The organism is Halobaculum sp. XH14, from assembly GCF_032116555.1.
Classification (GTDB): domain Archaea; phylum Halobacteriota; class Halobacteria; order Halobacteriales; family Haloferacaceae; genus Halorarum; species Halorarum halobium.
Window position 1 is genome coordinate 378,390 of record NZ_CP134949.1, and the last position, 26,038, is coordinate 404,427.

Below are 26,038 nucleotides of genomic sequence, written 5' to 3' on the forward strand. Positions count from 1 at the left end.
CGCCGGTCACCGGGAGACGAGCCATCGGAGCGCGACCATCGAACCCGCCCCGACCACGCCCACGACGGCCCCGAGCGCGACGAACGCGCTCGGGGTGCCGACCACCGGAAGGAGCGCCGCCACGGCCACGGGACCGAGTAGCTTCCCGACGTTCATCGTCGTGCTGGCGCTCGACATCGCGCCGGCCCGGAGGTGGTCCGGGGCGTGCGCGTTCACCAGCGTCTTCTGGAGCGGGCCCAGGAAGCCGTCGCCGACGCCGTAGACGACGAGCCCCGCGACCAGGGTCGTGAGCGACGGCGAGGTGCCCATCGCTGCCACGCCGACGCCGGCGACCGCGAACGAGACGGCGGCGACGAGCGCGGCGTCGACACGGGCGACGAGCCGCCCGACCTGGGTGGAGCCGACGAGCGCGAACACTCCCTTGAGCGAGACGACGACGCCGACGAGCGACACCGCCAGCCCGAGCTCGCCGACCGCCAGCGCGGAGACGTAGGTGACGACGCCGAACAGGAGCGCGAACCGGAACACCGTCGACAGCAGCACGAGCGCCATCGTCGGCCGTCCGAGCAGTCCCAGGAGCTGTGTGACGTACTCGCGGACCGTCGACCGCCGCTCGGGGCGGACGTCGGGCATCGCGACCCAGGCCCACAGCGCGACCGGCAGGCCGAGCAGGAACAGGAGGAACGGGTACCGCCAGGAGGACAGAAAGAGGAGCCCGGCGATCGCCGGGGAGACCACGTTGACGACGCCCAGGCCGCCGTTGCGAACCCCCTGGGCGGTCGCCTCCCGGCTCCCGTCGTACACGTCGCCGAAGACGGTCATCGTCAGCGGCATCACGGCCGCGAACCCGACGCCCTGGAGGAGCCGGAGCGCGAGCGCGACCTCGAACGACCGGGTGAGCGCGAGCGCGCCGCCGGTCACCGAGAACAGTACGAGGCCGGGGACGAGGACCGTCCGTCGACCGAGCCGATCGGCCACCATCCCCAGCACCGGGACGAGCAGGATCTGGGGGAGCAGGATCGCGACCATGAACCGGCCCACCTCGGCCTCCGAAACGCCGTAGAGCACGGCGAGGTCGACCAGCAACGGGCTGACGAGGTACTCGCCGGTCACGACGACCGCCGCCGAGACGACCATCACCTGCGTGATCCGGTCCCCCGCGACGTCGCCGTCGGCGCCGAAAAGCCACCTGAGGGCCCGCGTCCCGTCGAACGTGCTCATCCGTCACCCTCCCGGGTCCTCCCCCGTGGTCGGTTCACACGCTCTCCTGACGCGGCATCCCGCATGTACGTGTCGACCTGAAGCGACTGATCACGAGCGCGAACAGCGGGGAGCGGCCGCAGTTAGCACCGGGAGGTGAGGGGGCGGCCGCCCCGTGGGCGAGTCACTCGAACCGCTCCTTGATCCACCCGCCGATCCCCTCCGGGACGAAGATCAGCAGGACGATGAGGATCACGCCGTACACGATGAACCGGACCTCGCTGAGGAAGCGAAGCACCTCCGGAACGAACACGACGAACATCCCGCCGATGATGGCCCCGCCGACGGTGGTGATCCCACCTGCGACGGCGGCGAGGATGATCTCGATCGTCGCGTCGAGGTTGAACAACGTCGGGGTGATGTAGCCGGTGATGGGGGCGTAGATGCCGCCGGCGAGCCCGCAGATCGCCCCCGACAGCGAGAACGCGAGCAGCCGGTACCGCTGGGTGTCGATGCCGACCGACTCGGCGACGATGGTCTCCTCGTGGAGCGCCAGGAGCGCCCAGCCGTGTTCGGACTCGACCAGTCGCCTGATGACGAGGTAGGAGCCGACGAACGCCACCAGCGCGACGTAGAAGTACAGCACGTCGATGGAGACGACCGCCGTCAGCGCGTCCGGGAAGTAGAGGTCAGGACTCGGCATCCCGATGCTTCCGCCGAAGAACCCGGGGAAGAGGTCGAGCGCGAGGACGAACATCTCGTTGAACGCGAGCGTGATGATCCCCAGATAGATGCCGGTCGCGCGCGTCGCCGGCTTCCCGAGCGCGTAGGCGACGGCGGTCGTGACGACGATCGCTGCCGGGATCGCGAGCCACGTCGGGACGCCGGCGTTGGCGACTTTGATGAACGTGTATGCTCCGACGCCGAAGAATGCCCCCTGCGAGAGGATGAGCTGACCGGAGTACCCGATCGGGGCAATCGCCGCGAACGCCAGGATCGCGTAGATGAACGAGAGCGTAAACAGGTACAGCCTCGACCCGCTGAATACGAACGGGAGCGCGAACAGCGCGACGGCTGCTACGCCAACCAGCTTGCGCCAGTGGTTCTCGAGGAACGCCTTCGGCCCGCTCACCGTCTCGCTCGCCATCAGGAATCACCTCGCAGGCCCGTGGGACGGGCGATGAGGATGAGGAACAGAATGAGGAAGACGACGAAGATGCGGTACCGGCTGCCGACCACGACCGACGAGATGCTGTCGATGACGCCGATGAGGAGGCTGGCGGCGATGGTCCCGCCGAAGCTGCCGATGCCGCCGACCACGACGATGACGAACGCGAACGCCGTGAGTTCGACGCCGATGGACGGCGAGAGCGGGAAGAGGATACCGTAGAGCACCCCCGTCATCCCCGTGATGAACGATCCGATCCCGAACGTGATCGGGTAGACGCGGTCCTCGTCGACGCCGATGATCTTGGCACCTTCCTTGTCGTTCGCGAGCGCGCGGATCGCGAGCCCGAAGTACGTGTACCGGGTGAACAGGTACAGCGCCGCGAGCATCAACACCGCGACGACCGAGACGAGGACCTGGTTGTACGTGATCGTCCCGCCGAACAGCTGGAAACTCCCGAGGTTCGGGAAGGAGACCCGGAACAACGACGCGCCGAAGTAGTAGCGCAACAGCTCCTCGAAGGCGATGACGATGCCGAACGAGGCGAAGAACGAGAGCAGGAAGAACTCGTCGTCGTCGTACAGCGGAGCCATGATGAGTCGCTCGACGGCGACGCCGGCGACGAACGTCAACACGAGCGCGATGGCGATGGCCGGGACGAGACCGATGCCAAAGCCCATCAGCGCGATGACGCCGAAGCCGCCGAAGGCGGCGAACTCCCCCTGCGCGAAGTTGGGGATGTCGAGGACGCCGAAGATGAGCGTCAGCCCGACTGCCGTCAGCGCGAGCAGGAACCCGAAGATGAGCCCTGTGGCGATCGCGTACGGGATCTGTTCGAGCACCATCTCAGGCCCCCCCTCCGAGGTATCGCTCGACGATCCGGTCGTCGTCCAGGAACTCGGTCGCGTCACCGGTCATCGTGATCCGGCCGTTCTCGAGGAGAGCACCGCGATCCGCGACCTCCAGGGCCTCGTTCACGTTCTGTTCGACCATCACGATGGTCACGCCATCCTCGTTGATGCGTTCGATGCGCTCGAACAGTTCGGTGACGAGATTCGGCGCGAGGCCGACGGACGGCTCGTCCAGCAAGAGCAGGTCCGGTTCGGACATCAGCCCCCGGCCGATGGTGAGCATCTGTGCCTCGCCGCCGCTGAGCGTATCCGCCCGCTGTCCCTTGCGCTCTTCGAGCCGAGGGAACGTCGCATAGACGCGGTCGAGGAGCTCCTGCTTGTCGGCGTCCCGGTTGAGGTACTGTCCGAGGATGAGGTTCTCTCGCACGCTCATGTCTCGGAAGAGGTGTCGTCCCTCGGGGACCAGCGACATTCCCATCTCGACGCGGTCGGGCGTCGAGACGGTCGTGATGTCCCGATCTCGAAACGTGACGCTGCCACTCGTCGGACTGATGATTCCCATGAGCGTTCGCATGATGGTCGTTTTGCCGGCACCGTTCGGGCCGATGATGGAGAGCAGTTCCCCCTCGCTCACGTCGAGCGAGACGTCGTAGAGAACTTCCATGTCGCCGTATCCGGCGTCGACGGCTGAAGTGTGGAGCATGCTAGGCGATGTACGCCTCCTGCACCCTGCTGTCGTTCATAATCTTGTCGGGCTTGCCCGACGCGAGGAAGCGTCCGTTGTCGATGACGACGATCTTGTCACAGATCCGCCTGATGACGGAGAGGTCGTGTTCGATGACGAGGAACTCTATCCCGTGATCCTCGTGTAGCTGGACGATGTGCGAGATGAGCTCGTCCTTCTCGCTCGGATTCAACCCCGCCATGATCTCGTCGAGGAGCACCAGCGACGGGCCGGTCAAGAGCGCTCGCGCGAGGTCGAGGTACTTCTGTTCGACGAACTGGAGGTTCTCGGGGGAGCGATCGCGAGTCTCCCGGAGATCGAACAGGTCCAGGAGATCCTCCACCGAAAACGCGGTCTCGGCGTTCCGGTCCGCGGGGCCGAAGTGGCGGGCGATTCTGAGGTTCTCCTCCACGCTCAACTCCGTGAACGGGCGGGGGGACTGGAACGTCCGCGAGATCCCCCGCCGACAGATCTCGTGAGGTTTCTCGCCCGTGACCTCCTCCCCCTTGAAGTAGACCGACCCGGTCGTCGGCTTGAGGACGCCGGTGGTGAGGTTGAAGAACGTTGTCTTCCCCGCGCCGTTCGCACCGATCAGCCCCGTGATCACGCCCTCTTCCATCTGGAGATCGAGTTCGTCGAGCGCCACGATGCCGCCGAAATGTTTCGAAAGGTTTTGTGCTTCTAGCAACATTTCTTCCATGGCGGGTCGGCGATCTACGATTCCCTCGGGGGGAGCTCGGATGTCTTGTACTCCACCGCGGCGACCGGACTGTCGTCCTGGATCTCCCAGCGGAGCAGCGAGGAGCGGAACGTCTGGTTGTCCCCGCTCTCGTTGAAGTTGATGTCGAAACCCGAGATCGACGGCAGTTCGATCTCGCCCAGCGTCGTGTTCGTGCTCTGGGGGGTCTGCTCCTCGGCCTGGACGACCGCCTGCATCGCCGTGTAGGCGGCGTCGTAGCCGAGGAAGTCGATCGTCTCCGCCCGCTCGTCGAACCGCTCTTGCTTCTTCGAGATGAAGTCGGCGGCGGCGTCGGTTCGGCGGTCGACGCCGTGATAGCCGACGCCCTCCACGGTGTTCCCCATCGCGCTGAGGAACGCGTTCGACCCGTACAGGTTACCGCCGATGTGGTACTTGCCGTCGATGAGTCCGGCGTCCTTCGCCTGTTCGATGAGGACGACGCCGTTGTTTCCGGGGTAGATGCCCAGGAACGCGTCGGTCTCGTCGGGGTCGATGTTCGAGAGGGTCGGCCTGAAGTTGTCAGTCCCCAGCGGCACGAACGTGGAGGAGATCAACTCCACCCCGAAGTCCGCCATGTGCATCTCGAAGTACTCCTTGAACTTCCGGCCGTAGCTGTAGTCGGCGAAGATCGCTGAAACGTTGCTAGCGCCGACGTTCTCGTAGTACTCGAGCGTGGCCAGCGCGAGCTGTTCGCCGTTGCCGTACGTCCGGTACATGTAGTCGGTCCCGTCCTGGGTCACCTCCGGGTTCGTGATGACGGGGCCGACCATCGGCACTTCCTCCTGCATCAGGAGGTCGCGCAGGCCGACGCCGACGTCGCTGGAAACGGGTCCAGTGAGGGCGATGCAGCCGTTCTCGATCTGCTCTTGCACCACGCTCCTGGCGGTCTCGACGCTCCCTTCGGTGTCGGCAAACACCATCTCGAACTCGTCGTCGACCTCGCTGTTCACGTCGTCGAGCGCGATTTCCGCGCCCTGACGTAGCCCCTCACCGAAGGTCGAGAGGGAACCGGTCAGCGACGACACGAACCCGATCTTTCGCTCGTACTCGGTGCCGCCGCCGCCGCCGACGCAGCCGGCGAGTCCCGTCAGTGCCGCCGCCGATGCACCTGTCCGTTTCAGAAACGCCCGTCTGTGTGTTACCATCAACCATTGATGAATAGGGTGTGCTCAAATAGTTTTCGCTGACTGTTCGGTTCCTCAGGAGTTATCTCGCGCGGCTCCGTTAATTCATACCGACGGTCGGCTTATTCCACCCGGCGTTCGTCGATTCTTGCCGTTCTCTCGTTCCCGCGCACGTGAACGGGAGAAGGACAACGGACGCGGGTGCCCCCGTCGTGGTGGACGAACACGGCGACTGTCGACGACGCGGAACTCGCGGGTTGATCCCCACGCGTGAAGTCGCGGTCATTCACGAGCGACGGGTACCCGGTGGAGCAGACGGTGCTCGTTCGAGCCCGGTTCCGACACGGCGGCGGGGTCCACGGCCAAACCGTCGAACGGCTCTCACAGGTCGAACAGGCTGCCAGCCTGGACCGACTCCGAGCCCACCCCTGCCGCACGGAGGGCGTCCCACAGGGTGGCCTGGTGTGCGGAGACGACCGGCTTGTCCAGGTCGGCCTCCAGCGTCTCGACGACCGGCATCCCGTGGTACTCCATGCCGCTGATGAACACCCCGTCCGCCTCGTCAGTGTCGATGGAGCGGACGCGTCGGTACACGCTTCGGGGGGTCGAGGTGCCGTAGTCCGCCCCGGACGCGAAGTCCTCGCCGTGAACGTCGAGGACGGAGTAGCCGTGTTGCTCGAGGTACGCGACGAGCAGGTCGCTGAGTTCGTCGATGTACGGCGTGGCGATCACGAGCGACTCCAGGTCCAGCGCCTCGAAGGCCCGCCGGGCCGCCGTCGCGGTCGTCACCGCCGGGACGCCGGCGCGCTCCTCGATCCGTTCGGCGAGTTCGACGTCGTACCCCTTCCCCCGGTAGAAGCTCCCGGCGGTAACCCCGTACGCGACGACGTCCGGGTCGACCTTCGCCACGGCGTCGGTCGCCCTGTCCACGTCGCGGTTCATCCCTTCGAGCGCGGCGGCGTCCACCGGGTCATCGAGCGGGAGGCGGGCCGCGTGCACGGTCACGCCCTCGGGCGCGTGCCGGTTGAACTCGACCTCGCTCACGGTGTTGATGTCCGGGGTCAACAGGCCGATCCGCGCCCGCCAGCCGTAGTGCTTGCCGGTCATGGGTCGTGATACCGCACAGCGGACCAAATACGTTCTGCCGACCGATCGCTCGTTTCGCCGACCCCTCTCCCGTCCCCCCGACCGATCTCATCGCACCGACGCTCGTCCCCTGGCTTGCTCGTATCGATACGCTTTCGGCTTCGGAACGAAACCGACACTCGTGGTCGACGGAGAAGCTCGTGTCCCGGAAACCGTCCACGGGTGGTGGATCGTGCTCGTGGGGACGCTCTCGATGACGTTCACGTTCGGAACGCCCTACTCGTACGGGCTGTTCCTGGGAGCGTTCGCCGAGACGTTCGACGTGTCGCGCGTCACCCTCTCGACCGTCTTCTCCGTCGAACTGTTCGCGTTCTACGCCGGCGCGGGCGTGGTCGGGGTCCTCGTGACGCGGCTCCCGGCCCGCGCCGTACTGCTGGTCACCGGCGGTACGACCGCGTTACTCGCGCCGTCCCTCTACGTCGTGGACTCGCTCGCGGGGCTGTTCGTCGTCTTCGGACTGCTCGGGACCGCGCTGGGGACCGTGTACGTGGTGCTGGCGTCAGTCGTCCCCCAGTGGTTTCGGGAGCGTCGCGGCCTTGCGACGGGCGTCCTCTTCATGGGCAACGGGCTCGGACTCCTCGTGCTTCCGCCGGCCTGGCGGTACGGCTTCGAGCAGTTCGGCGTTCGGCGGGGGTTCCTCATCGTCGTCGGGGTCAGCGCAGTTTCGTTCCTCCTCGCCGGCGCGTTCTGCCGACGGCCGCCCTGGAGCGAGCCCGGCGGCGAGTCGCTGGCGGACCTCTCCCGCTGGCTGGTCCGGCTGGCGGGCGGTCGCGGGTTCCAGTTGACGTTCCTCGGCATGGGGCTCGCGTTCGCCTGGTACTACCTGCTCGCCGCCTACGCGGTCGATCTGTTCGTCACCCGGGGTCTCTCGGAGGCGACGGCGACGCTCGCGTTCGGGTTCATCGGCGGGGTCAGCGTTTTCTCGCGGGTCGGGAGCGGCGTGGTCGCCGATCGGTTCGGCTACCGGCGAACGTTCCTCGCTTCGCTCGGCCTGGCGGCGCTTGGAAGCGCGCTGCTGTTGGTTCCCAGCGCCGTCTTCGTCTTCCTGTCCGTCTGCGTCTTCGGCCTCGCGCTCGGAGCCATCGGCACCCTGTACATCCCGATCCTCATGCGGCGGTACGACCCCGAGAAGGACACGGCGATCATCGGCGTGTTCAACGTGACCTTCGGCGTGTTCGCGCTGGCCGCACCGCCGGTCGGGACGGCCCTGATCGCGTACAGCGGGTCCTACTCGGGAGTCACCGTGCTCACGCTGCTCGCGTCGATCGGCGCCATCTGTGCGGTCTGGCTGGGAACGCCCCCGGCGCAACTGGACTCCTCCTGAGTTGGGGGAGCGATCCGCCCGCTCGTCAGCCGAGCCGACGTTCCCACGCCGGGGCCGCGAGCGATTCCCCGCTCACGCCCTCAGGTCCCTGTCCGGCCAGCAGCACCGCCGCCTCGTCCATGACGTCCGGCTGCAGGATCGACTCCCGCTCCTCGTCGGGCAGGTGGTCCCAGAACGCCGTGTTCACCCGGCCGCCGGGACCGAGGCTGTTGACGTTGATCCCCGCCTCGTCGTACTCGGCCGCCATCGTCCGCGTCAGGGCCTCCACGCCGGCCTTCGAGGCGGCGTACGGGCCGAACCTGGGCGCCGGTTTCTCCGCCAGCCCCGAGGAGACGTTGACGACGTTCCCGGAGCCCCCGTCGAGCATGTGTGGCAGCGTCGCCTTCGAGAACCGGAACACGCCGGTCAGGTTCGTGTCGAGCACCAGCTCCCACTCGTCCTCGGTCACGTCCCCGAGGAGCTTGCCGTCCTTCCCGAGGCTCAACAGGCCCACCGCGGCGTTGTTCACCAGGGTGTCGATCCCGCCGAACGCGTCGACCGTCCGCTCGACGGCGCGGGACACCGAGTCGGCGTCCCGCACGTCCGCCGGCGCGACCAGCGTCTCCCCGTCGGCGTCCGCGGCCACCGCGGTCAGTTCGTCCCCGTCACGCGCGACCAGCGCCACGCTCGCGCCCTCCGCCGACAGTCGCAGCGCCATCGACCGACCGAGCCCGCGGCTCGCGCCCGTGACCACGATCCGTTCGCCGTTCAGGTTCGCCATGGACACTGATGACCGAACCGTCCCATAAGGGTTTCCTCGGGGAGAGCCCCCGATCCGGCGGCCGATTCAGCCCACGACCCGGCCGTCAACGATCGTCGGTCGTCGTTAGACGTCGCCGGTGTACGTCCGGGTGGCCGTGAGCCGGTCCATCTTCCACTCGCCCCCGTGTTTGCCGTACTCGACGTCGTGTGTGCCCATCGCCCACTCGCCATCCCCGTGGTCCGGGTCGTCGGCCTTCAGGAGCACGTACGACCAGCGGGCGGTCGCCTCGTCGCCCTCGACCGTGATGATGGGGTTCGTGGCGAGGTGCTGATACGCGGCCGGCCTGTTCGCCGCGCTGGATTCGAGGAACTCCCGGATCTCCTCGCGACCCTCGAACGACCGGTCCCCGAGGGCGAACGTGCCGTTCGGAGCGAACAGGTTCGCCAACGATTCGGGCTCGCCGTCGTCGACCGCCCGGATGTACTCGTAGTGGATCCGCTCGAGCTGGCTTCTATCGCGTTCGGACATGCCGGGTAGTCGTGAGCGGCCGGCTCACAAGAATCATTCGTCGCGGGGCTTACTCGATGGTGCCGTACTGGCCCCTGAAGAACGTGAGCGGGGCCGCGTCGGGCTCCTGGACGCCCATCTCCTCGACGTGGCCGAGATAGATGGTGTGGTCGCCCCCGTCGTAGCTCTCCGTGAGGGTACAGTCCATGTAACAGATCGCCTCCTCGACGATCGGCGATCCGGTCGCCTCCCGACGGAACGTGACGTCCTCCCAGGGGTCGTCCATCTCCTTGTGTTCGCCCGCGAAGCGGTTCGAGAGCCACTCCTGCTCCGCGGAGAGGACGTTCACCGCGTAGCGCTCGCTCTCGGCGATCAGGTCGTGCGACGTCGTTCCCTTGTCAGCGTTGAACAGGACGAGCGGGGGATCGAGCGACACCGAGGCGAACGAGTTCACGGTCATCGCGTGATCGTCCCCGTCGACCGTCGTCGTCACGACCGTCACGCCCGTCGCGAAGTTTCCCATCACCTGTCGGAACTGATCTTGCTCGACCATGAGCAGTTGCTATGCTCGCTACTACTAAACTACTGTGCCCGGCGGCCGACGATCCTCCTGCCGTGCCGCCGGCGACCGGCGGCCGACGATCCGGCGTTGGCACTCCGGACGCGAAGCGGGAGGGAGAAACGTCGAACCGCCCGGTCAGGACTCGAGGAACTCCCTGGTCCGCGAGAGGAACTCCTCGGGGTGTTCGATGTGTGCGCTGTGGTGAGTCTCCTCGAGCAGGACGAGTTCCGAGCCCGGGATCATCTCGTGGAGTTCGGTCATCGCCTCGGGCGGCTGCAGGGGGTCATCCTGCCCGCCGAAGATGAGCGTCGGCACGTCGACCCGCTCGTACTCGTGGCTGCGCCTGAACTCCCGGTCCTCCTCGAACGGCGTGTTGAACCGGATGGCGGCGGTGCTCTGCCAGTGGCCGGGGATCCTGCTCGCCGCCCGTTTCCGGTCGACGTACGCCTGGTCGTACCACTCCTCGTAGAACAGGAGCGAGAGGATCTCGCGGACGTCCTCCTCGGTGGCCTCGAAGTTGTGGAGGATCTCGCCGAACCCCTGCGGGGCCCCGCCGCCGCCGCTCACGAGGACGATCTTGTTCATGTTCCACTCCGGGTCGTCCTCGCACGCGAGGCTGGCGATGTAGCCGGCGCCCATCGAGTGGCCGATGAAGTGCGCCTCGTCGACGTACAGCGCGTCGAGGAACGCCCCGACGTGGCGCACCCGTCGGTCGAACTGGTCCCCGAAGTCGAACACTTTCTCGGAGCGGCCGTACCCGAGCAGGTCGGGCGCGAGGACGTGATAGTCCTCCGCCAGGTCGTCGATGACTGGCTCCCAACTGAGCTCCGCGGTCGCGCCGAACTCGCCCGAGTGAATCAGGACGAGCGTCTCGTCGTTGCCCTCGCCCGCTTCGAGGTAGTGTGTTTTCAAGTCGTTGACGTCGAGGTACCGACTCGTGTAGGATTGACTCATGCTACCACCATTCCCGGTAGGTTCTGGGAAAGCGACCGACATAAGTGTTCCCGACCGTCGGACGTGGTGGCCCTCCGCCGTCGACCGTCGGGTCGGGGGCGGCGGACGCACGGGGCACCGAAATCGTCATGGTCGTCCGTGCGGACGGGTCACACATGTCGGTAGAGGAGTCGGGCCCGGAGGCAGAGGTCCCGCCCGAGGCGTTCGAGACGCGCATCGTCGACGTCGACTTCCACATGAACCCCGCCGAGGAGGTCCTCCTCGAGTACGTGGACGACGGGACGGTGCGGGAGAAGCTGACGACGGAGTTCGGGATGACCCCCCGGAAGGGCAAGTGGGACGCCGCCTACGCGATCAAGGGGGGCAACGAGGGGCTGTTCACGCAGGGGCGCGCACAGACCCCGGCGGACGTCCGCGAGGCGGCGCGGACGTTCGCGATCGACGAGCCGGTCGTCAACGCCGGGATCAACAACCTGCCGACCCAGCACCACCCCGTGCTGAAGAACGCGGTCGCGGGGGCGGCCAACGACTGGCTCCTCGACGCCGTCGTGCCCGAGGACCTCCACTGTCTCATGATGCTCCCCCAGTGGGACCCCGAGTTCGCGGTCGAGGAGATCGAACGCGTCGGCGACGAGCGGGGGATCGTGGGCGCGTACGGCTGGTTCGGTCCGTTCCGGCTGTTCGGGACCACCGACTTCGATCCCGTGTTCGAGGCGCTGGAGGCCAACGACCTCCCGCTGTTCCTCCACGGGTCGCTCTCGTTCTGGCCCCAGAACACCCCCGTCGGCGACGGCACGTACACGTGGACCGAGATACTGGGGTTCGACTGGCCCGTCCACGCCCAGATGACGACGGTCAACATGATCATGAGCGGGGTGTTCGACCGGTTCCCGGACGTCCAGGTCGTCATCCAGGAGGGGGGCCACTGGTGGCTCCCGTTCCTCCGCTATCGGATGGACGAGTTCTACGAGATGCACCCCGAGGACGTCGCGATCACGCCGCGGAAGTTCGAGGCCGGGGAGCGGTACCTGGACCGCTCCCCGAGCGAGTACCTTCGGGATAACGTCAACGTCTGCACCCAGCCGATGGCGCCGCCCGACCGGTCCGGGGAGCTGCGGAACCTGCTCGAACTGTCGATGGCGGCGGACACGTTCCTCTATTCGAGCGACTGGCCCCACCAGACGCTCGACCCGGCGACGTGGGCGTTCGACAACCCGGCGATCGACGACGAACTGCGCGACGCGATCCTGCACGGGAACGCCGAGCGGCTCCTCGGGATCTGACGATGTCGTCGGAAACCTCCCACCGGGTCGCGGCGGCCGACGAGATCGACCCCGGCGAGGGGATGGGTGTCGAGGTCGACGGCATCGAGATCGCCCTGTTCAACGTCGAGGGCGAGTTCCACGCCATCAGCAACCGGTGTCCACACCAGCGCGCCCCGCTCTGCAAGGTCGGCGAGAAGAAGATCAACGGTGAGCTGTGCTGGAGTGACACCCGCGGCGGGGTCGACGCCGAGACGCCGGCCATCTCCTGTCCGTGGCACCTCTGGGAGATCGAACTCGAGACGGGCGAACATCCCGTGTCCGGGTCGAAGATCGGGTGCTTCGACGTCGTGGTCGAGGAGGGCGACGTGTTCGTCGAGCTCTAGGCGGGCCCCCCGGACCCCGCCCCCGCGCCGCTACTGCCCATCCCATCGGTTCGGCGGATCGACCCCTCCCATCGGTTCGGTGGGCCCCTGCGAAGGATTTTATGAGGAAACGCCTATGAGGGGGGTATGGAAATCATCCATTTCCATCTGATGCCGTGGCAACGGACCGAGGACGCCATCGCGTGGCCCTACTCCGAGGACAAGTTCGACCCGGCGATCGGGGGCGACCTCTACGAGACGTACTTCTCCCAGCTCGAGTACTCCGAGGAGCTCGGATTCGACACCATCGGCTTCAACGAGCACCACTACACCGCCTACGGCCTGATGCCCGGCCCGAACCTCGTCGCAGCCCACATGGCGGCCCGGACCGACGAGATCGGCCTCGCGGTCATGGGCAACGTGCTGCCGATCCGCGGCAACCCGATCCGGGTGGCAGAGGAGATGGCGATGCTCGACAACATCAGCGACGGACGGATGACGAGCGGGTTCGTCCGCGGCATCCCGACCGAGTACGCCGCCTACAACGTCGACCCCGACGAATCGCGCGGCCGCTTCGAGGAAGCCTGGGAACTCGTCGTCGAAGCCTGGACCGCCGAGGAGCCGTTCGACTGGGACGGCGAGTTCTGGCAGTACGACGACGTCTACATCTGGCCGCGACCCAAGCAGGACCCCCACCCGCCGCTCTGGATGCCCGCCGAGAGCCGGAAGTCGATCGAGTGGGCCGCCAAAAAGCGGGTCCCGATGGCGCAGGTGTACGTCGGGACGGAGAACCTCGTCGACTCCGCGGACTACTACCGACAGGTCGCACGCGAGGAGTACGGCTGGGAGCCCACGGAGGAGTACTTCTCGCCGTGCCGTCCGGTCTACGTCGCGGAGACGATGGGGAAGGCACGGGCGGAGGCGGAAGAACACCTCGAGTTCTTCTACGACACGCTGTTCGCCGGCCTCTACCGCGCCGGCGCGGTCCAGCAGGTCGGCGAGTCCGCCTACCGGGAGGACGACTCCTTCTCCTATGCGGACCACACGCCCGAGAAGGGGAAGAAGGCGATGAACTTCGACTTCGACGAACTACAGGAGACCGGCGAGATCATCGTCGGGTCGCCCGAGTACGTGGTCGGCGAGATCGAGCGCCAGTACGAGGCGATCGGCGGGTTCGGCACGTTCATCGGACTGTTCCAGTTCGGGACGCTCCCCGACGACCTGGTTCGACGGAACCTCGAACGGTTCAGCGACGACGTCATGCCCGAAGTGCGGTCGCTGACGAACTGACGTGGACGGGAGTCGGACCGCGAGCAACGGGAGTCCTCGAGCCACACCCGTCGCACGCGGAGCGGGGAGATCGCCTCCAGTGCGGGCCTACTCCGGCTTGCCGGGGAAGTTGACGAACCGGTCGAGCCGGTCGCGCCCCTCCTCGAGTATCGAGCTCCCGTGGAAGACGAGGATGACGTCGAACGAGTAGTCGAGCAGCCGTTCGAGCCCCTCCTCCAGGGCGATGAGGTCGGTGCTGTACGCCGCCGGCGGGAGGACGGGGTAGCCGGCCGGCATCCCGCGCTGGTCCGACCCGCTCACGACGTCGCCCGACACCATCACGCCGCGGTCCTCGTCGACGAACGCGTAACTGTCCTCCTTGTGACCGGGGACGTGGAGCGCCTCGAACCCGCCGATCGTGTCGCCGTCGTCGTAGACGTGATCCGGCTCGTGACCGTCCAGATCCGTCTGTGCCGAGGCCCAGACGTCGGCGTCGAACGCCTCGGTGATCGTCCCGAGCCCGCCGACGTGGTCGTGATCGCCGTGGGTGAGCACGATCCGTTCGGGCGTCATCCCGGTTTCCTCGATGCGGGCGACGGTTTCGTCCGCGCCGTCGGCGAAGCCGGTGTCGAACAGCGTCGGCGTCTCCCCGTCCACGAGGAACACGCGATACCGCCGGCCGTCCGCGAACGTCTTCGCCGTGACGTCGTACACGCCGTCCTGAATCTCCGTGACTCCCGTCATGGTGTGAGAGTTCCCTACGCCGCATAATGTAGTTTTCCCCGCCGCTATTCGACCGCGAGCGGGCGCAGGCAGTCGAGCACGACGCCGACGTCCTCGGGCCCCGCTCGGCCGACCGCGGTCGGCCGGACCTCCCTCGTCCACGCGTCGAACTCGTCCATCGCGCCGTGGTACTCGACGAGGTTCGGGTGGAAGAGGAACGTCTCGCCAGGGGCGGCACGGTCCGTGAGCTCCGCGAACGCCGCCTCGGGCGTTCCGTCGCCGCCGAGCAGGCGCGTGTCGTGGGGGAACACGGAGTCGAACAGGTCGATCCCGTCCGGCGCGTCGGCTTCTGACCGGCCGAGGATCCACGTGAGGCCGAGTTCGTCCGCGGCCCGGAGCGTCCCCTCGCTCACCTCCTTGAACGGCGCGAAGAAGCCCTCCGGGCGGACGCCCGCGGCGTCCTCGATGGCGTCGAGCCCCCGCGCGAGGTTCTCGTGGGCGAGGTCGTACGGGAGCCCCGCGCACTCGACGTGTCGATACCCGTGGAGCACGATCTCGTGGCCCTCGTCGTCGAGTTCCTCGATGATCGCCGCCCGCTCGTCGGCGTCCCGTCCGAGGAACGCGACGCTCGCCCGCGCGTCGGCGTCGAGGAACAGCCGCGAGAGCGTCCGGTACTCCTCGTCAGTGTAGCGGGCGAGTGCGTGGAACGTGCGCCTGTCCAGCTCCGCGTCGGACCCGGCGTGCTCGGCGATGAACCCGAAGAACGCCCGCGTTTCCAGCCGCCGTAGCTCCGATAGCTCCTCCATGGTTCGCCCGGACGATGGGTCGGTCCGGTCATAAACGCTCCCCCGGCCCGACGAACGCGCGGCCGTCGCCGGTCCGCCCGGTCAGTGAAACGCCTGCCGGGACGACGCGAGGGACACGTCCTCGGGAAGCTCGCGGAGCGTCGAGCGCGACGTCGACAGGTCGGCCGTGACCGCCGCCTCGGGCGAGGTCTGGAGGTTCACGCCGAAGTCGACGTCGACGGTCGGGACGGGCGCGCCGTCCTCGATGTAGAACGGCGAGTCGTGGCCGGGGATCACGAGATCGACCCGCGATTTCACGTCCCGAATCGTCTCGATGGCCTCCCGCTTGTCGTGGAGCACCATCGGGTTCTCCGTGGCCACCTCGCGCGTGTTCTTCACGGCGTCGCCGGTGAAGCCGTAGGTGCGGTCCCCCTGGGACAGCAGGAACCCGACGTGGTGTTCCGTGTGGCCGGGCGTCGGGAACGCCTCCAGGCCGCCGACGGTATCGCCGAGCGCGAACGGTTCGACCCCGAGCGAGTCGAGCATCGCCGCGGCGTTGCGCGGGGTCGCCCAGTCGTACTCGCCGTTTCGAACGCGTGCCAGTTCCTCCTCGTACACGTGAACCGTCGCGTTCTCGAAGAGGTCCACGTTGTCACAGTGATCGAAGTGGACGTGCGTGAGCAGCACGTCCTCGACGTCGTTCGGATCCACGCCGACCTCATCGAGCGCGTCCGTGAGGAGCGGTCGCCGCGCCAGCGAGCCGACGTCGACGACCGTCGACTCGTCCACCAGCGCCGCCGATGCCTGTCCGAGGTAGCCCTGACTCGACCGTCCGGGGATGCCCTGCAGGAGCACGTCTATTCGCGTCATCGCCTCCCCGGTCGGACGCGGACGGGTAAAGCGTGTGGGTCGATCCCCGCCGGCCGAACGATTATTGCTCTGGGGAGCCGTCACCCACGCATGCAACTGGCACTCGTGCAGTTCGAACCGCGGGGCACGGTCGCGGGAAACCGCGAGCACGTCGAGGAACGGGTCCGGGAGGCGGCCGCCGACGGCGCGGATCTGGTCGTCCTGCCCGAGATCTGGAACGTCGGCTACTTCGCGTTCGACCGGTACGAGGCGGACGCCGAACCCCTGGACGGCGAAACGGTTTCCGCGGTTCGATCGCTCGCGGCCGAGGTGGGGATACCGATCCACGCTGGGAGCATCGTCGAGCGGGACGGTGACGACCTGTACAACACGAGCGTCTACGTCGACGACGCGGGCGAGGTGCGGGCGACCTACCGGAAGATGCACCTGTTCGGCTACGAGTCCGCCGAGAACGAACTGCTCACTCCCGGGGACGAGGTCGTGTGCTTCGAGACGGCGTTCGGGACGGTCGGGCTCGCGACGTGCTACGATCTCAGGTTCCCGGCCCTGTTCCGGGCGATGTCGGACCGCGGCGTCGACCTCCTGCTCGTGACGTCGGCGTGGCCGCTTGCGCGGCTCGACCACTGGTCGCTGTTGACGCGGACCCGGGCGCTCGAACACCAGTGCGTGCTCGCCGCGGCGAACGGGGTCGGTCCGAACGAGGGGGTCGAACTCGGCGGCCACAGCTGTGTCGTCGATCCATGGGGGACGCCGGTCGCGAACGCGGGAGGGCGCGAGGGGACGATCCACGCGCGGGTCGACCCGGCGACGGTCGGCGAGTCCCGCGCCGAGTTCCCGACGCTGGCTGATCGACGGATCGACGTCCGGTACGACGTCGGGGACCCGCGGGAGGGCGAGTTGAACGACTGAGCGTTCGCGAGGAAGGGGTCGAGCGTCGTTCCCGTCCGAACGAGCGCCCGTCAGGTGCCCTCGGGCGTGTGCCAGTCGATGACGTCGACGGTGTAGGCGACGGACAGCGTCCGGTTCAGGACGGGGTCACGGAGCTCCGCCTCGAAGTACGGTTCGGTCCGCAGTTCGCCGGCGTCGGTCCCGACGCTGCCCGAGAACAGGAGCGTCCCGTCGTGCGGGGGCGTCGTCCGGTCCTCGAGCAACGAGAACAGGTCCTCGGGGGGACGGAGCTCCGCCAGCGTCCCGGTCTGGTACCGGTCCGGATCGGTCGGATCGCCGGTCCAGCTCCTGAGTTCGAGTTCGTCCCAGTGGTCGGCCACCTCCGCGAGTTGCCAGAACGTGTCCCCGACGACGTTCGGACACACCTGCTTCGAGAGCGCGACGTTCTCCGTCTCGAGTTCCCGGTCCGTGTGGTCGCTGCCGACCGTCACGTACACCCTGTCGTGTGCGACGTAGAAGGCGACCTCCACCTCGCCGCTCGTCTCGCCTGAGGCGACCTGGATGTTCGTCCCGGTCGAGAGCGAGTGGCGGGGCTTCGGGTAGAGGATCGGGGTTCGATCGGGCGGGGACACCCCCTCGGCTTCGAGTTCGGCGACGTGCCGGTCGACGGCGTCGCGGTCCCGCCCCGTCCAGCCGGCGTTGACGAGGCGGTCGATCGAGAGGCTGACCGACTCCTCGTCCCCGTTCCGGTGGAGCAGGCACCCGTAGATGGTCATTCGTAGTATCTGACCTCGAACGTGAGACAGCCGTTGGGTGACCGATACGGGCCGTGTTCCATCCCGGGCTTGCGGTACGCGTACATGCCGGCCGTGAAGGACTCGTCCAGCCGCTTGTCGATGAGTTCGCCGTGGAGGACGTACGCCTCCTCGTAGAACTCGTGGGTGATGACCGACTCGGACTCGGTCCCCGGCTCCAGTTTCAGGAACCGCGTGTGGCTGCCGTCCGGTTCTTCGTGCAGGATCATCTCGGAGACCCCGTCCGAGTAGGCGCCGGCCTGCTCCCACTCGTACTCGTTCGCCTCGGCGGTCGGGTCGTGGAACTCCTTGCTGGGGGTTGGCATCGACGGTCGAAACGAGGAATCCCCGTTATTTATGCGTTCCCGTCAGGATCGCCGATCAGTCCGGCAGTCGTAACAGACGACGTACAATAATCAAAACCATTATACATCTGTATTAGAAGTGTTCGTACACATGGTAGAAGTGGGTACGTTCCACAACGGTAGTACCAACATCGGCCTGAAGCGCCTCGAGAGCGGGCACATCATTCCCGACGCGGACTTCGACGAGCGACGTGCCGACGCGCGCGAGGTGGCACGGGACCAGATCGAACACGGGATCAACGCCGAGAAGGCGGGCCTGGATCGGGTGTACTTCACCGAACACCACTTCCAGCCGATGGGGCTCGAGTTCAGTACGAACCCGCTGATGTCACAGATGCAGGTCGCCAGGGAGACCGACCACGTCAAACTGGCGCAGATCTCGAACATCATCGTCTGGCACGACCCGGTCCGGCTGGCCGAGCAGACGGCGCTGCTCGACGTGATGAGCGACGGGCGCGTCGAGGTCGGCATCGGCCGGGGGTACCAGCCCCGCGAGAACGAGGTGTTCGGACAGTACTGGGGAGGCACCATCCAGAGCCAGGAGCAGAACCGCGTGTCCTTCGAGGAGAAGTTCGAGATCCTCAAGCAGGCGTGGACCGAGGACCTCTTCTCCCATCACGGGGAGTACCACCAGATCCCGCCCGCCCACACCAAGTGGCACCACGGTCAGGAGAAGCAGTACCTCGCCGACGACGTCACGAGTTACGACGTCGACGACATGCTCGAGTGGATCGAGGAGGAGGACGAGTACTCGAGCGGCGGGCAGAGCGTCACCGGCGGCCGCTCGCGGCTCAAGACGCTGAACGTGCTTCCCAAGCCCGTCCAGGAACCGTTCCCGCAGCTCTGGCAGCCGATCAACTCCTCCCGCTCCGTGAAGTGGGCGGCCCGGAACGGCGTCAACCCGATCATCACGCTGGGCCCGGCAAAGCGCATCTCGCCGATCGTCGAGACGTACTACGAGGCTGCCGAGGAAGCCGGCTGGCCCGACGTCCGTCCCGAGTACGACGGCGAACCGTTCGCCTACGGCTGGGACGAGGAGCGGCACCGGGGCGTCGCGATCTACCGTCCGGTGTTCAACACGGAGCACGGGACCGACGAGCAGTACGAGCGGTTCAAGATGGGCCAGGAGTTCCTCTGGCAGTGGTTCGACGCGTTCTTCGGCCTCGAACGGATGCTCTCGATGGACGACGACGAGGTCGACGCGCTCCGTGACCGCCGTGACCTCGCCGAGGACGACTACCTCACGCCGGACATGCAGCTCCTGAAGGAGAAACAGGTCGCCATCGTCGGGGACAGCGAGGAGATCGCCGACCAGCTCGTGGGGCTGGGCGAGGACTGCGGCTACGAGGACTTCAACGTGGCCGGCGTGTTCGAGTGTGCGGGCCTGTCGGGCGAGGAGATCGACGGCCAGATGGAGGTGTTCGGCGAAGAGGTCGTCCCGTACCTCGAAGGCGAGTACCCCAGCCCGTAGTTCGACGCCCGGATCGCCCCTCCATCCGTCCCGATCGTTCATCCACGTTTTACGCCATCTCCGAACACGGTAGCCGACGGCATTCCGGCCGCGAAAACCGACCGAACGGAGCCCGATCAGCTTCCGTTCCGGGCCCGGAATCTCCCCTCATTCGTGCCGGCCCCGCCGGTTTTCGGGTCGCTGAACCGGGTCAAATCGGCCGCCTGGACCCGTTCCGGCCGGGAGCGAACCCGGAGAGCAACCGACCGACGAACTCGACCGGCCGGCCGGGTCGACGTTCGGAATCCCCGAACAACGGCGTCGTGTCCCCGGCCCCTTCGACCGCTGCACGCTCCAATACTTACAGTACTACGGCTGTAAAGTATTCGTGGTATTTGGACACACGTCACAGGACCTCTCGACTCCGGGTCCGAGCCCGCTACGGCTTTCGAACTCGTGTCCGGACATAGCGAACAGATGATGGTCCGTCGCGTCCCCGAACGCGCGTCTCGAGTCGGGAGCGAACGTCCGGCGCGCGCTCCCCGGTTCGGATCGCCGTGGGTCGACGCGATCCGGTCGGGGCCGGCGTCTGCGTCCGCGGAGAAAAGATTATCAGTGAGAAACGAGAACGTGTAGATCCGACAGCGCTGGCAACCAATGAGACACGACAATCGCGTGCGGCGGGAGAGTGCCACGTCACTCGATCGGGACCTGTTGCGCCTGCTGGCCGACCGTGGGGCGGCGTGCCGGGAGACGTGGGTCGACCCGGAGGAGATGGCCGGGCGACTGGATCGGCCGCCGGCGGAGATCGGGTCCGCGCTCCGGGCGATGGCGGCGGAGGGATACCTCCGGGTGACGCGTATCGAACGGGGGGCGATCCTCACCATCACCGACCGCGGCCGGGGCGAACTCGACGGGCCGACCGGGGAGGACCGCATCGAACTCGCGGGCACGATCGAGGACGGGCTCGGGAAGGGCGGGGAGTTCGTGGCGCTCCCGGGGTACGAGCGACAGTTCGAGGCGCGGCTCGGCTATCGCCCGTTCCCGGGAACGTTGAACGTCGCCCTGACCGAGGACGCCGCGCGGAGCCGGCGGGAACTGGCGGACGTTCCCGGAATCCCGATCGACGAGTGGGAGGCCGACGGCACGACCTACGGTGCCGCGACCTGTTACCCGGCGTCGATCAGGGCCGACGAGGGGAGCGCGCGGGAACTCGTCCACGTGCTCGTCCCGGAACGGACGGCACACGACGTCGACAAACTCGAACTGATCGCGCCGATGCGGCTGCGGGCGGACCCGGCATACGACACCGGGAGCGAGGTCACGATCCATGTCTGAGAGCAACTACCGGACGGCGGGAGGGACCGACGTCGACCGAGCCGTCAAGGCGTTCCGGTCCGGCGAGCCGGTGCTCGTCCACGACGCAACCGACAGGGAGGACGAAACCGACATCGTCTATCCGGCCGCGGCCGTGGGCCCGGAGGACGTGACCCGGCTCCGGAACGACGCCGGCGGGCTCGTCTGTGTCGCGCTCGCCGCGGACGTCGCGGACTCGTTCGACCTCCCGTTCCTCGCCGACGCGCTCGATCACCCCAGCGTCGAGTCGGGGAACCTGGCGTACGGCGATCGGTCGTCGTTCTCGCTTCCCGTCAACCACCGCGACACGGTGACGGGGATCCCCGACGGCGAGCGCGCGCTGACCATCTCGGCGCTCGGGGCTGCCGCGGCCGAGCCGGACCGGACCGAGTTCGCCGCCTCGTTCCGCGCGCCGGGACACGTCCCGCTCCTGCGTGCTGCGGACGGGCTGTTGAGCGAGCGGCGGGGACACACGGAACTCTCCATCCGGCTCGCCCTGGAGGCCGACCGCGCGCCGGCGACCGTCGTCTGTGAGATGCTCGACGACGACACCGGGGAGGCGCTCACGCGGGAGGCCGCGGCGGCGTACGCCTGGGACCACGGACTCGTTCAGGTCGAAGGGACAGAGATCGTCAACTCCCTCAGGTGATCGCTCGCCCGGCCCGTGACGCCGGCCAGTCGCGGTTCGGCGCCGTGAGCGGAGGAAGATATAATTGACCGGTGATCGAATCAGGTTTCATGAGTCGCCTTGACCTGAGTGGTATCAACCCCGCGAACGTCGTTCCGCTCGCCGACGACGGCGAGCGCATCGACGAGTCCGGCCTCCGGTCGCACCTGCGCGACCTGGTCACGACCGAGGGGATGAACGGGATCGTCTGTAATGGCCACGTCGGCGAAGTGTACGCGCTGACGAGGGACGAACAGCTCCGCGTCGTCGAGATCGCGCGCGAGGTCACCCCGGACGGCATGCCCGTGGTCTCGGGCGTGGTGGGCGGGTCGACGACCGAAACCGTCGAGCAGGCGGGTCGGATGAAGGAGGCGGGCGCGGACGGCCTCCTCGTGATCCCGCCCCACACGCCGATCAACGAGCATCGACGTGCGGCGGTGACGTTCTTCGAGGACCTCTCGGACGGGGTCGACGTCCCGCTCGTCATCTTCCAGCATCCCACCTGGGCCGGCGGGTTCTACGAGCCGTCGCTGCTCGCGGAGCTGATCGGGGTCGACAACGTCGTCGCGGTGAAGGACGCCGTCTGGGACGTCGACCACTACCAGGAGGACGTTCGCGCCATCCGCGACGCGGACGAGGACGTGCAGGTGCTGGTGGCCAACGACGAGCACCTCCTGCCGTCGTTCTCCATCCGGTCCGAGGGGGTCATCCTGGAGCTCGCGGCCGTCATTCCGGAACTCGTCCGGGACCTCCACGCCGCCGTCGAAGCGAGCGATATCGCGGCGGCTCGGCGAGTCTACGCCCGGATGGAACCGTTCATCGACGCGATGTACGAGCCGCCGGTGACCGAGTCCCACACCCGACTCAAGGTCGCACTCGAACTCCAGGGACGGATCGACTCGGCCGTCCCCCGTCGTCCCGGGGTGCCGATCGACGACGAGGAGGTCGAGTCGATCCGGGAGAGCATGGAAGCGACCGGCATCCTGTAGTTCGGTCCGGCACCCGCACGGGTCCGGTGGTTCGCGGCGAAGCGGTTTTATCGCTCACCGCCGTCCCGCCTCCATGGCCGAATCCACGAGCGGCGTCGGCGGAACCTGGGCGGAGTCGTCCGCACCCGAGATCCGTCGGCTGGCCGAGCGTCCCGGCTCGATCGTCGTCGTGCCGGTCGGAAGCGTCGAGCAACACGGCGACCACCTCCCGGTCGCGACGGACGCGATTCTCGCGGGGGCGGTCGCTGGCGCGGCCGTCGAACGGGTCGAGGCGGACGTACCGGTGATCGCGACCCCCGTCGTCGCGCCCGGCTTCTCGCCCCACCACCTGTCGTTCGGCGGAACGCTCTCGCTCCGGCGGGAGACGCTCGTCCGACTGCTCACCGACGTCGCCGAGTCGGCGCTCGACGGCGGGTTCGACGCCCTGCTGTTCGTGAACGGCCACCGGGGGAACGACTCGATCGTCGGCAGCGTCGTGGGCAGCGTGGGCGCGGCCCGTCCCGACGTGGACGTGGGGGCGGTCACCTACTTCGACCTCGCCGCGCCGTTCGTCGACGACGTCCGTCGGAGCGACGTCGGCGGGATGAGCCACGGCGGCGAGTTCGAGACGTCGCTCATGCTCCACCTCCGGCCGTCCCTGGTGGACGAGAGCCGATTCGAGGTCGAGTACCGCCGGGAACCCCACGAGCACGGCGTCCACGACATGTTCGAGAGCGGCCCGCTCGGCAGATATCGTGACTTTGCCGACCTCTCGTCCTCCGGGGTCGTCGGCGATCCCTCGGAGGCGAGCGCCGAAACGGGCGACTCGCTGTTCGAGGGGCTCACGACCGAACTCGCGGCGGTCCTCGAGGAGCTTCACGACGTCACGACGGGGACGGAGCGACCCCCGTCCAGTGACTGACGCTCAGTCCCGCTCGGGGGCGGGTAACTGCTCGACGATCTCCGTGTCGTACACCTCGTCGACGTCGACGAGCTTTTCGGCCTCACGGACGGCAGCGGGTGGCTCGGGGAGCCCCTCTGCGGGCGTCTCGACGGGGACGCCCGCCTCGAGGAACCCCCGTTCGAGCCCCGGCTCGAACAGGATGTGGAGCCTCGAGACGCGGTCCTCCGCGTTCCGGAACCCGTGGACGACCCCCTTCGGGAGGTACACGGGTTCGCCCGGCCCCACCAGCGCGTGCTCGTCGGCGTAGTAGACGTCGAACTCGCCGTCGATCGGCATGAGCAGTTCGTCGTGGTCGTTGTGGACGTGCAGCGGCGCTTCGTACCCCGGCGGGCACGTCTGCTCGGCGAGCGACAGCGAGCCGTCCGTCTCTTCCGCGCTCGTCTTGACCGTGACGATGGACCCCCGCGACCACCACACCGACGTTCCCTCGTCCCGCCTGCGGACGATCGGGTTCGGTTCCGGACACATACACCCCGAACCGGGGGCGACTGGACGATAAAGGTGGTGCAGCGGGTGACGCCCGCGGTGCGGTTCGATCGACCGGCGGTCAGGGGACGGGTTCGGTCCGATCGACGGACGGCCCGGCGGGCGGGTTCGGGTCGGCCGGAACGGATGCGAGGCCGGTTCTACCGAAATCAGCACGGATAAGGTGCCGCCCGCGTGAAGGGTGAGCATATCACGCATGGCCTCCCGATCGACGAACTTCACCAGCGTCCTCGACGCACGCACCGCCCCGAACCCGGACACCGTCGCGCTCGTCCACGACGCGACCGGCGAGCGCGTCACCTACGGGGAGCTCGCCGACCGCGTCGCGGCCGCGGGGAACGTGCTCCGGTCCCGTGGCGTCGAACAGGGCGATCGCGTCTGCCTGTTCTTCCCGAACGAACTGTCGTACCTCTCGGCCCTGTTCGGGGCGATGCGTCTCGGCGCGGTTCCGGTCCCGATCAACGTCCGGCTCTCCGCGGACGCGATCACGTCGGTCGTCGCCGACGCCGGCGCGACGGTCGCGGTCGCCAGCGGCGAGGAAGCGATCGGACGACACGCCCTCGAGGCGCTGGCGTCGCCCGACACCGCGCTCGAAACCCTGCTCGTCGACGACCCGGACCCGACCGTGACCGACGCGGCCAACGAGTCGGATGTGGGCTCGTTCGCCCGGGCGATGGACGGGGCGTCGACCGACCTGGAACCGGCCGCGGTCGCCCCGGAGGACCCCGCGATGCAGCCGTACACGAGCGGGTCGACCGGCGAGCCCAAGGGGGTTCTGCTCACGCACGGCGGCGTCGCGTGGAACACGGACTCGCTCGCCAAGGCCCTCATGCTCGACGACAGGGAGCGGGGGCTCGCCGCGACGCCGCTGTACCACAAGAACGCGATGCCGGGGTTGAAGGCGCTGCTCGACAGGGGCGGGAGCGTCGTCGTCATGCCGGGGTTCGAGGCGGCGGCGGTGATCCGCGCGATCGACGAACACGGGATCACCTTCATCACGGGCGTGCCGGCGATGTTCAAGCTGCTGCTCGACGAGACCGAGGCGATCGCCGAGGCGGACCTGTCGAGTCTCTCGTTCGCCGAGTGCGCGAGCGCGCCGGTGCCGGCGGAGCTCCACGAACGGTTCGCGGACGCGTTCGACGCGACGCTGCTCGAGGCGTACGGGCTGACCGAGGGCGGCCCGGTCGTGTCGGTGTCGCCGCGCTGGGGCGTCACCAAACCCGGAAGCACCGGACTCGCGATCCCGGGGACCGAGACGGTCGTCGTCGACCCGGACTCGCTCACCCCCCTCGAGGCCGGCGACGTGGGGGAACTGCTCGTGTCGAACCCCGGGCTGGGGCGGTACCACGACCGCCCGGAGGAGGTCGAGCGGAACTTCCTGCGCCGGGACGGGGCGACGTGGCTGCGAACGGGCGACCTCGCCCGGAAGGACGGGGACGGCTACCACTACATCGTCGGGCGCGTCGACGACATGATGATCGTCGGCGGGGAGAACGTCTACCCGACCGAGGTCGAGGAGCTCCTGCTGGGCCACCCGGCCGTCAGGGACGTCGCGGTGGTCGCGGCCCCCCACTCCGTGAAGGGCGAGGCGCCGGTCGCGTTCGTCGTCGCCGACGACGTCACGGCCGCGGAGCTGAAGGAGTACGCGCTCGACCGCGGACCCGCGTACGCACATCCACGGCGGGTGTTCTTCAGGGAGTCGCTGCCGCTCACCGGGACCGAGAAGATCGACCGGGGGACGCTCGAAGGCGAGGTGGAGGGGCTCATCGACGGGACGCTCTGAAC

The 26,038-nt window shown here is 67.8% G+C and carries 28 protein-coding genes; 11 read left to right on the forward strand and 17 right to left on the reverse strand.

From position 1 onward, the window contains the following. Window positions 1–6: 6 nt before the first annotated feature. From RJT50_RS01875 to RJT50_RS01905, 7 genes are all read right to left on the reverse strand, one after another. A complete protein-coding gene (locus RJT50_RS01875) occupies window positions 7–1,221 on the reverse strand; it encodes an MFS transporter (RefSeq protein WP_313693532.1) in 1,215 nt (404 codons plus the stop codon). A gap of 163 nt (window positions 1,222–1,384) precedes the next feature. Further along, the gene (locus tag RJT50_RS01880) at window positions 1,385–2,347 is read right to left on the reverse strand and encodes a branched-chain amino acid ABC transporter permease (protein ID WP_313693534.1); all 963 of its coding nucleotides are present in this window, start codon (window positions 2,345–2,347) and stop codon (window positions 1,385–1,387) included. Then, window positions 2,347–3,213, reverse strand: coding sequence for a branched-chain amino acid ABC transporter permease (locus tag RJT50_RS01885; RefSeq protein WP_313693536.1), 867 nt, complete (start codon window positions 3,211–3,213; stop codon window positions 2,347–2,349). The genes RJT50_RS01880 and RJT50_RS01885 overlap by 1 nt, the downstream gene beginning before the upstream one ends. A gap of 1 nt (window position 3,214) precedes the next feature. Next, on the reverse strand, window positions 3,215–3,922 hold the full coding sequence (locus RJT50_RS01890) for an ABC transporter ATP-binding protein (RefSeq protein ID WP_313693537.1): 708 nt from the start codon (window positions 3,920–3,922) through the stop codon (window positions 3,215–3,217). A gap of 1 nt (window position 3,923) precedes the next feature. After that, window positions 3,924–4,589, reverse strand: coding sequence for an ABC transporter ATP-binding protein (locus tag RJT50_RS01895; protein ID WP_313693539.1), 666 nt, complete (start codon window positions 4,587–4,589; stop codon window positions 3,924–3,926). A 68-nt stretch (window positions 4,590–4,657) separates the two neighbouring features. Then, window positions 4,658–5,827 (reverse strand): ABC transporter substrate-binding protein, encoded by a 1,170-nt coding sequence (locus RJT50_RS01900; RefSeq protein ID WP_313693541.1) that lies wholly within the window; start codon window positions 5,825–5,827, stop codon window positions 4,658–4,660. 360 nt (window positions 5,828–6,187) lie between these two features. Next, complete coding sequence (locus RJT50_RS01905; RefSeq protein WP_313693544.1) at window positions 6,188–6,913, reverse strand: maleate cis-trans isomerase family protein; 726 nt, start codon at window positions 6,911–6,913, stop codon at window positions 6,188–6,190. Window positions 6,914–7,073: 160 nt separating this feature from the next. Here RJT50_RS01905 and RJT50_RS01910 point away from each other — a divergent pair, with 160 nt between their 5' ends. Further along, on the forward strand, window positions 7,074–8,276 hold the full coding sequence (locus tag RJT50_RS01910) for an MFS transporter (RefSeq protein WP_313693546.1): 1,203 nt from the start codon (window positions 7,074–7,076) through the stop codon (window positions 8,274–8,276). 25 nt (window positions 8,277–8,301) lie between these two features. Here the strand turns inward: RJT50_RS01910 and RJT50_RS01915 are convergent, their stop codons facing one another. The 4 genes from RJT50_RS01915 to RJT50_RS01930 form a co-directional block, all read right to left on the reverse strand. Continuing rightward, entirely contained in the window at window positions 8,302–9,036 is a 735-nt protein-coding gene (locus RJT50_RS01915; protein ID WP_313693548.1) for an SDR family NAD(P)-dependent oxidoreductase, read from the reverse strand. Window positions 9,037–9,141: 105 nt separating this feature from the next. Beyond that, window positions 9,142–9,546, reverse strand: a complete 405-nt coding sequence (locus tag RJT50_RS01920; protein ID WP_313693550.1) for a nuclear transport factor 2 family protein — start codon at window positions 9,544–9,546, stop codon at window positions 9,142–9,144. Window positions 9,547–9,595: 49 nt separating this feature from the next. Then, window positions 9,596–10,078, reverse strand: coding sequence for a flavin reductase family protein (locus RJT50_RS01925; RefSeq protein ID WP_313693552.1), 483 nt, complete (start codon window positions 10,076–10,078; stop codon window positions 9,596–9,598). A gap of 144 nt (window positions 10,079–10,222) precedes the next feature. Further along, the gene (locus RJT50_RS01930; RefSeq protein ID WP_313693553.1) at window positions 10,223–11,041 is read right to left on the reverse strand and encodes an alpha/beta fold hydrolase; all 819 of its coding nucleotides are present in this window, start codon (window positions 11,039–11,041) and stop codon (window positions 10,223–10,225) included. A gap of 155 nt (window positions 11,042–11,196) precedes the next feature. Here RJT50_RS01930 and RJT50_RS01935 point away from each other — a divergent pair, with 155 nt between their 5' ends. The 3 genes from RJT50_RS01935 to RJT50_RS01945 all read left to right on the forward strand — a co-directional run bounded on the left by RJT50_RS01935 (window position 11,197) and on the right by RJT50_RS01945 (window position 13,958). Next, window positions 11,197–12,324, forward strand: a complete 1,128-nt coding sequence (locus RJT50_RS01935; RefSeq protein ID WP_313693555.1) for an amidohydrolase family protein — start codon at window positions 11,197–11,199, stop codon at window positions 12,322–12,324. A gap of 2 nt (window positions 12,325–12,326) precedes the next feature. After that, the gene (locus RJT50_RS01940; protein WP_313693557.1) at window positions 12,327–12,689 is read left to right on the forward strand and encodes a Rieske (2Fe-2S) protein; all 363 of its coding nucleotides are present in this window, start codon (window positions 12,327–12,329) and stop codon (window positions 12,687–12,689) included. A gap of 126 nt (window positions 12,690–12,815) precedes the next feature. Then, entirely contained in the window at window positions 12,816–13,958 is a 1,143-nt protein-coding gene (locus tag RJT50_RS01945; protein WP_313693560.1) for an LLM class flavin-dependent oxidoreductase, read from the forward strand. 87 nt (window positions 13,959–14,045) lie between these two features. Here RJT50_RS01945 and RJT50_RS01950 read toward each other — a convergent pair whose 3' ends face one another. From RJT50_RS01950 to RJT50_RS01960, 3 genes are all read right to left on the reverse strand, one after another. Then, window positions 14,046–14,681, reverse strand: a complete 636-nt coding sequence (locus tag RJT50_RS01950; protein WP_313693563.1) for an MBL fold metallo-hydrolase — start codon at window positions 14,679–14,681, stop codon at window positions 14,046–14,048. Window positions 14,682–14,725: 44 nt separating this feature from the next. Further along, window positions 14,726–15,466 (reverse strand): polysaccharide deacetylase family protein, encoded by a 741-nt coding sequence (locus tag RJT50_RS01955; protein ID WP_313693565.1) that lies wholly within the window; start codon window positions 15,464–15,466, stop codon window positions 14,726–14,728. An 81-nt stretch (window positions 15,467–15,547) separates the two neighbouring features. Further along, window positions 15,548–16,315, reverse strand: a complete 768-nt coding sequence (locus RJT50_RS01960; RefSeq protein ID WP_313693568.1) for an MBL fold metallo-hydrolase — start codon at window positions 16,313–16,315, stop codon at window positions 15,548–15,550. Window positions 16,316–16,405: 90 nt separating this feature from the next. Between RJT50_RS01960 and RJT50_RS01965 the strand changes: the two genes are divergently transcribed. Continuing rightward, on the forward strand, window positions 16,406–17,224 hold the full coding sequence (locus RJT50_RS01965) for a carbon-nitrogen family hydrolase (RefSeq protein WP_313693570.1): 819 nt from the start codon (window positions 16,406–16,408) through the stop codon (window positions 17,222–17,224). A gap of 50 nt (window positions 17,225–17,274) precedes the next feature. Here RJT50_RS01965 and RJT50_RS01970 read toward each other — a convergent pair whose 3' ends face one another. Continuing rightward, entirely contained in the window at window positions 17,275–17,979 is a 705-nt protein-coding gene (locus RJT50_RS01970; protein ID WP_313693572.1) for a DUF2848 family protein, read from the reverse strand. Then, window positions 17,976–18,323 carry a cupin domain-containing protein gene (locus tag RJT50_RS01975; RefSeq protein ID WP_313693573.1) on the reverse strand — a complete coding sequence of 116 codons (348 nt, stop codon included), beginning with the start codon at window positions 18,321–18,323 and terminating at the stop codon, window positions 17,976–17,978. The genes RJT50_RS01970 and RJT50_RS01975 overlap by 4 nt, the downstream gene beginning before the upstream one ends. 130 nt (window positions 18,324–18,453) lie before the next feature. Here RJT50_RS01975 and RJT50_RS01980 point away from each other — a divergent pair, with 130 nt between their 5' ends. The 5 genes from RJT50_RS01980 (at window position 18,454) to RJT50_RS02000 (ending at window position 23,725) form a co-directional block, all read left to right on the forward strand. Continuing rightward, window positions 18,454–19,833 (forward strand): LLM class flavin-dependent oxidoreductase, encoded by a 1,380-nt coding sequence (locus tag RJT50_RS01980; protein WP_313693574.1) that lies wholly within the window; start codon window positions 18,454–18,456, stop codon window positions 19,831–19,833. Between the two features lie 636 nt (window positions 19,834–20,469). Continuing rightward, window positions 20,470–21,150: a DUF120 domain-containing protein gene (locus RJT50_RS01985; RefSeq protein WP_313693575.1), complete on the forward strand. Its 681-nt coding sequence runs from the start codon at window positions 20,470–20,472 to the stop codon at window positions 21,148–21,150. Continuing rightward, the gene (ribB, locus tag RJT50_RS01990; RefSeq protein WP_313693576.1) at window positions 21,143–21,817 is read left to right on the forward strand and encodes a 3,4-dihydroxy-2-butanone-4-phosphate synthase; all 675 of its coding nucleotides are present in this window, start codon (window positions 21,143–21,145) and stop codon (window positions 21,815–21,817) included. The genes RJT50_RS01985 and ribB overlap by 8 nt, the downstream gene beginning before the upstream one ends. 89 nt (window positions 21,818–21,906) lie before the next feature. Then, on the forward strand, window positions 21,907–22,824 hold the full coding sequence (locus tag RJT50_RS01995; protein ID WP_313693578.1) for a dihydrodipicolinate synthase family protein: 918 nt from the start codon (window positions 21,907–21,909) through the stop codon (window positions 22,822–22,824). Between the two features lie 73 nt (window positions 22,825–22,897). Further along, window positions 22,898–23,725: a creatininase family protein gene (locus RJT50_RS02000; RefSeq protein WP_313693581.1), complete on the forward strand. Its 828-nt coding sequence runs from the start codon at window positions 22,898–22,900 to the stop codon at window positions 23,723–23,725. Between the two features lie 3 nt (window positions 23,726–23,728). On the opposite strand, the gene RJT50_RS02005 is transcribed toward RJT50_RS02000, so the two are convergent. Then, window positions 23,729–24,235: a cupin domain-containing protein gene (locus RJT50_RS02005; RefSeq protein ID WP_313693584.1), complete on the reverse strand. Its 507-nt coding sequence runs from the start codon at window positions 24,233–24,235 to the stop codon at window positions 23,729–23,731. A gap of 214 nt (window positions 24,236–24,449) precedes the next feature. Here RJT50_RS02005 and RJT50_RS02010 point away from each other — a divergent pair, with 214 nt between their 5' ends. Then, entirely contained in the window at window positions 24,450–26,036 is a 1,587-nt protein-coding gene (locus RJT50_RS02010) for a class I adenylate-forming enzyme family protein (protein ID WP_313693586.1), read from the forward strand. Window positions 26,037–26,038 lie beyond the last annotated feature (2 nt).